Source organism: Bacteroides faecichinchillae JCM 17102 (assembly GCF_000614145.1).
GTDB classification, from domain to species: domain Bacteria; phylum Bacteroidota; class Bacteroidia; order Bacteroidales; family Bacteroidaceae; genus Bacteroides; species Bacteroides faecichinchillae.
Genome location: NZ_BAKK01000024.1, coordinates 60,997 through 68,408, shown reverse-complemented (window position 1 = coordinate 68,408; position 7,412 = coordinate 60,997). Strand labels below are relative to the sequence as shown.

General features: G+C 39.6%; 3 protein-coding genes and 1 pseudogene. 1 reads left to right on the top strand and 3 read right to left on the bottom strand.

All coding sequences use genetic code 11. The annotated features are described in order from the left end of the window. The coding region (locus JCM17102_RS23780) for a ribosomal protein L7/L12 (RefSeq protein ID WP_206778286.1) at positions 1–360 on the top strand (360 nt) is incomplete at its 5' end. Between the two features lie 127 nt (positions 361–487). Here JCM17102_RS23780 and JCM17102_RS12855 read toward each other — a convergent pair. From JCM17102_RS12855 to JCM17102_RS12845, 3 genes and pseudogenes are all read right to left on the bottom strand, one after another. After that, the gene (locus tag JCM17102_RS12855) at positions 488–2,974 is read right to left on the bottom strand and encodes a zinc-dependent metalloprotease (RefSeq protein WP_245798509.1); all 2,487 of its coding nucleotides are present in this window, start codon (positions 2,972–2,974) and stop codon (positions 488–490) included. A 2-nt stretch (positions 2,975–2,976) separates the two neighbouring features. Further along, positions 2,977–5,561: pseudogene (locus JCM17102_RS27570) on the bottom strand (zinc-dependent metalloprotease). Between the two features lie 109 nt (positions 5,562–5,670). Next, positions 5,671–7,377, bottom strand: coding sequence for an exo-alpha-sialidase (locus JCM17102_RS12845; RefSeq protein ID WP_025075428.1), 1,707 nt, complete (start codon positions 7,375–7,377; stop codon positions 5,671–5,673). Positions 7,378–7,412: the final 35 nt, after the last annotated feature.

The window sequence follows — 7,412 nt, the reverse complement described above, 5'->3', positions numbered from 1 at the left end:
TACATTATTATGAAAAAAAGTTTATTTTGCATTTTATTAATTTCTTCAGTGATATTTAATTCATGTTCAGACGAAGATAGTTTTCTTGATGAACAATCTGTAAAACCAATTGAAAAGATTCAAAAAAGGAATTCTGATCTTAATGTTCCATATACAATTGAACTTGTATCAGTACCTCCGAGTAACAAATTGAAAATAGTAGCTTTAGTGAAAGAGCTATTTGTTATTGATCTTTTTTTAGCAAAAATGTTAGTGGATAATCCTCCTAAATTACTACCAGCTGTCGAGTCTTACTCTATAGCAAAAGAATATATGCAAAAATTAAGTGCAGAAGGTGCAACAGTTAGGATAGCAAACTAACTGCCTCGTTTTGATTATGCCAGACTTTTCCAAAAAAATCACCTCTTTTATCGTTATAAAAATACGACAAAAGAGGTGAAAAAATATTCAAATATCACTCTTATAAGAAAATACTATAGAAATCAATTTACTTCCTCAACGCCTTCTCAATAGTAAACAACCGATAAGCATACTCTTCCTTTAACTCTTTCGTCGGTGCTACAACCTTTGCCTTCTGAAACTCCTGCTTCAAGTCCTGCAAACAACCATACCAGAAGGGACCGCGTGCGGGAGCAGACATATATGATATACTTTCTATAGCTTTCATACCCCAATAAGGATGCATCTCACTTAACGCAAAGCCGGAAGAACTACCGGAAGACGATTTATCCTTTGCCGGACTCACATCCGACCAAGAAATGACTACATTCAACAGTTGCTCCTGCACGAAACGTTTGAATCCGGATGGCTTCTTACCCACTTTAGTCTCTTTGAATAAAAAGTTAATCAGATCCGCAGTAGCCTGTTTCTGTGTATAAGGATCATCCGATTTACTTTCACTAAGCCAAAGATTACCCAACTGCACCAGAATTAAATTTCCAAAGAACTTTTGAGAATAATCCGCCGCACTTCCCGTCAATGCGCAATGATTCTGCAACTCCTCATTGTCCATCCACGACATCTTTTCAATAGCATCCAGCATCCACAAGAAAGAATTGCGTTGTACCTCTTTCGGTACCGACTGATAAGAAGGATACACGTCCCCCCGATAACTATCATTCAGATAAATACCTCCTACCTGCTGTAATACATGTTTCACGTACTCATCTACCTGATTGATAATATGTCCATACAACATAGTACGCTCTTCATAATTTACATCTTCCTTGTCCAACCATTGGTTTGCATTCGCTATCACCTTTCCCATATTCTCAAAAGCAATTGTAGCGGCACGAATCGCATCATTTCCTAAATCCATCTCCATTCCACGAGGATCATAATAAGCCTTCCGGTTTTGAGGACCCTTAAAAAGTAACAACGGATTCCGGTTGCGCTCTGAAACCAATGCCCGCAAAGCCGACAATTCCTCCTGAGGAGTTTTCTTATTCATCGGCTGATATAAATAACGAAGTGCCCAATGATCATACTCACCCAACACTTGTTGAGTTAAAGGCATTCCGGACTTGTAACTATCAGATGAAAGCAAGTAATTCATCGGAAGTTTATCCATTACCGAAGCTGACAATCCATACTTTTTCACAAATCCTTCCGACTGAAGCGAATCTACAGGATAAGCAATAGAGCCTGCCATATTATCCGTCAGTCCGAGACAATGTCCCCAATGTTTCAATAACAAAGACGTCAATGCTTCCTCTACCAGTGAAGCATCGGGAGTCAATGTACGTGCTTTCTCGTTAAAAGAAGAAGTTTGCAAGAAATAATCCAACTGAATTTGTGAAGCCAAATTATGAGGAATGTAGATATTGGCACTAATGATCTCTCCTGTCTGCGGGTCACTCCAACAATTATCTGTGATCTTTTCAGAAGGAGAAGCCACATACCGAATACACGATTTAGTGATACTATTGGCATCAAACGAGTCACTGTCTTTAGAGTAAGGTTTCACTTCCAACGCTTTGGAGAAACCAATCTTACGGAAAGCCCCATTCCAGATATCAGCACTGCGAAAAACACAACGCTGCCAACTATCAGGCAATAAAGTATCCACATAAAAAACAATCGGACTCCCATCTTTCAAATTCCAACGATTCACCCAATATTGTGTCTGACTCCCTTGCTCCTTATCGGAGAAGCTCACTTTATCATTCCATAAAGTACCAATACGTGCATCCGCCAAACGGGGAAGATAATCTTCATCTTCCGGTAATAACATAAAAGTACGCTTCACAACCGCACTGAATGGAATATCTTCTGCAATTGGGAAGATACCGAACAATGACATTGAAAGATCATAGCTCATATTACAGGAAATCGATACATTATCAACATAAGCAGCAATACCGGATATCATCGACTGTTTCTGTTTAAAGGTAGCTTTCCGTTTCACCCAGCCGTCCATTGAATTAAAACCCTTCGGATCAATCGGATTCATAAATTCATCATTTTTAAAAACAGATGATGTGACATCTATCACCATAGCGCTATCCGGAGAATAAGCTTTCACAGAAAACTGCTCCAAGAGTATATCACTAAAACTTCTTTCCAAAGCATCTCCTATATAAGGATCATGATCAGTCACCGGACGATTTGCAATCTGGTACAATCGGATTAAAGAATCGGATTTGCAAAACTTAACCTGCAAAGGAGAAACTGCCCGAAATCCAACAGATGACTCCTGCGGATTACTTAATTTATCTACCACAGCCCCCATCAATAAGCGTTTACCCACCACATTTTTAGGAATCTCCATATATACTTTATCACCGATCCAATAAAGATTCATCAACCCTTTGGCCTCAATTCTAGTAGAATCTCCCACCAACTTCTCATACTCACTCTTAACCTTTACCTGTTCTGTTTTCTTCTTCTTTTTCTTAGCGACAACCTCCGCAGGAGAAAAGAAAGACAAAACCAATACAGATAGCAAGAGCAAAAGGATATATTTATTCTTCATAGTCATCTATTTAACGCATTATTCATTTGATGAAGCAATAATTGATAATGAAGCCGTGTATCTTTATCAGCATGCTGCTTCTGACCATTCAACAGATCACGTATACGAAGAAAATAGCCGTAACACATACTATCCTGATTTTTAGGAACGAAATACTCAGCCATCGGCTCGTCGAATCCCGCTACGGGATTGAACATACGCTCCAGATCCGAAACACAACATCCGCTATGCCCTTCGTGAGCATGACGATGGAAAACAGACAATTGTTCCCATACATTTTCTTCATCTGCCAACGATTTGGTCTCTTTATTCCAACGGATTCCGGCAGTAGACGCCAGATATTTAATAAACAGATTCTGCAACTTCATCTGACTTTCAGTCAGCTTACGCCCTTTCATAGTCGGGCTCCAAATATATGTATAAATATCATTCATGCACTCTTCAACACCATATCCTTCTTTGCCGGCTTTCAAAGCTGAAAACTCGACTCTAGCAGGTGCTTCCATCAACAATTTCATCATGACATTACGCAAAGCATCGGATGGCTTCCCTACCATAGGCAATGTTTTCAGGATATTACTATCATCCACCCAATCCAACGTTGCCAACTGCTCCAGGAAATAATTCATAGCCTCCTTCTGTTTCTCTTTCGGTTCGCTCTGCAAGGCTTCCACTTTATCACCTACCAACTTTTCATACAAATAAATTCCGCCAATATTATGATACACATGCAACATATATGTTATATACTGCATCAAGATACCATCATACAAATCTGATCGATGAGTATAATCCACATCTTCTTCCTCCAGCCACTGATTGAGATTCGATAGAATATATTTCAGATTCTTCACCCCATATTGAGTAGCTTTTACAGCATTATCTCCCAAATCCTCAGTTTGAGAACGCGGATCGAGAATGTCAGACTGCTGCTTTCCATACCGATATACTGGATTATCCGACAAATCAGTAATCCATTTTGAAGTAACCGCATATTCTTCTTCCGGAGTCTTAGCTCCCGGCACAGGAGTATAATTCCAACGAATCAGATAATTATCATACGGACCAAAATAAGGAGGCATCATACGAACCCCTCTTTCCATATCTCCCGGCTGTGCCACATAATTAAAACGGGCATAATCCATAATGGAAGTAGTCGTCCCATTCTTCTGTGTGAACGATGGAGACCGGAGCGAATCGACCGGAATCACAGAAGAAGCACTCATATTATGCATAAATCCGAGACAATGCCCTACCTCATGAGAAACAACATAGCGCAAAGCATCATCCATCACCACTCTCGGAATAATTTTATGACGTACGCGTTCGTCCGCCTGGGCCGTCTGAATAAACAACCAGTTATTCAATAACTTGATGACATCATGATACAGGTATACGGAAGCGTTTAATATTTCTCCACTACGCGGATCAACCCATGACGGTCCCATTGCATTCTCAATAGCAACAGGAGCATAACGGATACATGAATATTTCAGATTGTCAGGATCAAATTCGGGATCGTCTTTCGGAAACTCTTTTGCCTGTATCGCCTGTATAAACCCTATTTTCTCAAACGGCTGATTCCATTGATTCACAGCTTCAAAGATAGACTTCTTCCAACTCTCAGGAAAACAACTATCTATATAAAAAACAATCGGTTTTACGGGAGTCACTTTTTTACCTGCCAGATATCCTTCGAGGTCAGAAGGCTCCAAACGCCAACGATTAGCATAATACACAGGACGCATTGTCTGCTTAGTAGCAGAATATTCCTTTTTGATAGTAGGGAAAATACCGATTCTACTATCCATCAAACGGGGACGATAAGGAACAGAGTCGAGCAATACAATAGAACGTGTTACTTTTGCAGTAAAAGGTTCGTCTTTGATATCACCTCCTTTTCCACCGGTCAGTGAATAAGTATAGTTCAAACTACTACGGACCGATATATTATCTTTAAATGCCTTGAAGCCATCAATAAAAGAGCGGTTACTTTGAAAAGAAGTAGTACGTTTACGTCCACCCGATGTATTCACACTAAATTTATCGAAAGGAGGCATCAACTTGTTATCACCTACAAAAAACTCGGTAACCTCAAAGACAATTGCCGTACTATCATTATTATAAGCAGCAATGTCAAAAGCCTGCAAAATAGCGTCAATATTGCTCATTTCAATGGCTGCTTTCAATCTTTCATCTTTATCATTACTTACATTATCTGTCTGAATCACCGACAAACAAACTTTATTATTCAATTTGTGAAAACGGAAATGGATAGTTCAGTCGGTTTAGAGCCAATAATCGCATTTTTGTTATCACTGATTTCAGTTACTGTAGACCCCAGCAACATCTCACGTCGCAACAATGAAAGTGGAAGTTCAAAATAAATCTTCTCCTTAACTTTGTGAACCGTAATAAATCCCTCAGCTTTCGAATGATCGGATAAGAATAGCTTGTCATAAGGTGTCTTTTCTTTTTCAACGACTTCTTTCTTCTTCGACTTTTTGCGTTTAAAGAAAGGTTCATTCGCTGAAATTGATGCTCCCAGCATAGAGAATGCCAGAAGTGCAATCCAGATTTTTTTCATAAATGTGATAGTATTAAAATATAGATCACAAAATTAAGAATTAGATCGGTTTACAAGCTAAATATCCTCACTTTTTTTCCGTATCTTTTATCTTTCCTACATTTACAACTTATGGGCGTAAGTTCATCTTAATCCATGTGCACGACTTCTTCTCATCGCTATTTACCAATGTTTCTATGTAATACTTTGTAGACAAAGAAGCACTGATTCGCATATTCTCTTTGCTAAAAGAGTTTTTCAGAGGAATAGAAAAGTTTAACACATACCCACCTTGTACTATATCCGAAGTCACTCTTATCCCAGCCTTTTTTCCAATGTCCCATTTACCGCAATTTCCTTTCCATACAATTATATCTCCATTATATGAACACCATATCTTATATACTCCTTCTGCAGGCTCTTCCAGGCAACTATTAGTTGTATCCAGATAAAGATAAACTCCACTTCCCGTTTGCGTGCCTTTTCCACCTGAAAAGAGTTCAGAGTCTTTCACTTTACAGGTAACATAAAGATGTTTTTTATCTTTCCCCACACCGGCACGCAAGTTGGATTTTCCATAATGCCCAATGAATATGGGATATTCAGAAATTGTAGCGTTCTTTATTTCCAAATCTCTCATTACATGACCTTTGATGAAGCAAGGAGCTTCCCCTCCTCCATAATTACTGGAAGCAAGGGCAACTACAGTATTTACATCCCAAACCGCCACTGATGGCCATATAGCATGTTTCCCCTTTGCAACAGGAAATGGACGAGTACGGCGTGTGAAGTTCCGTGCGTTTTTATCACCAATTGCCACTTCCATAGTACTATAAGGCACTCTATCTCCAAACTGGTCAGCATGACGAGTATCATCTACTTGATAGGAAAGCAAAGTCTCACCGGTTGGGAGAACTCCCAAATAAGGAGCACCCATATAAACCCAGTCTTCGATGGTATCAGCCAAAGCTTTGCTACGATCCGGAGAATCAGCCAACACAGGCAAAGACCAGTTATCTGTTATTTTGGTACGTACCGTATAAGGTTTAAAAGTCACAAAACCGCAATCTTCAATAACACAGACAATCTCATCTCCCACTATCTTACTTACCGGCATCCCGTCGCGACTGCCAGCCCGAAAACAAACTGTTTTATAACCTCCCCACGACTTACCATTATCCTGTGAAGTCAGCATTGAAATTTCCTGTTCATTGGAGTGAGTATAAGGACCTTCATTGGCAAAGTAAATCTGTACGTCTCCATTGGGCAACTGGAGAAATGAAGGTTCCCAACAGCCATCCGCAAAACGTGGCAGTGCTTCATAGACCACTTGCGGATCGCTCCACGTTACTCCATTATCTGTGCTACGACGTATTGCAATTGCAAAAGGAGCGATTCCAGCTGTTTTAGGACGGTAATTACACGCAGCCAACAAATCACCATTAGCCAATTGAAAAATCTCTGAATTAGCGATATGTATCCATGTACTTCCTTTTTCATTCGTAAATTCATGCGAATGGAACAATGTAACAGGGTCACTCCACGTTACGCCTTCGTCAGTACTACGCCGCATTGTATAGCCTGTTTTATAATCTTCGTACACTGCCACCACCGAATGATCTTGTAAACGAATGGAACGAGGATATCCCCCTTTTGCCGACAATTGTTGAAGAGTACTATAATCCCACCCGATACGAACTCCATCTATCGGATTACCCTTTTTAGGTTGATACAAAGGTCCTGATTTATCTCTGGAACCATCCGGGTTTCCATAAGTAATCAATACGGACAGAATTAAACAGATGAAAGTTAATAAGCATCTTTTTGTTGTTTTCATAGTTCGTTATATTGAGAATTAATAAAAGCTCTATT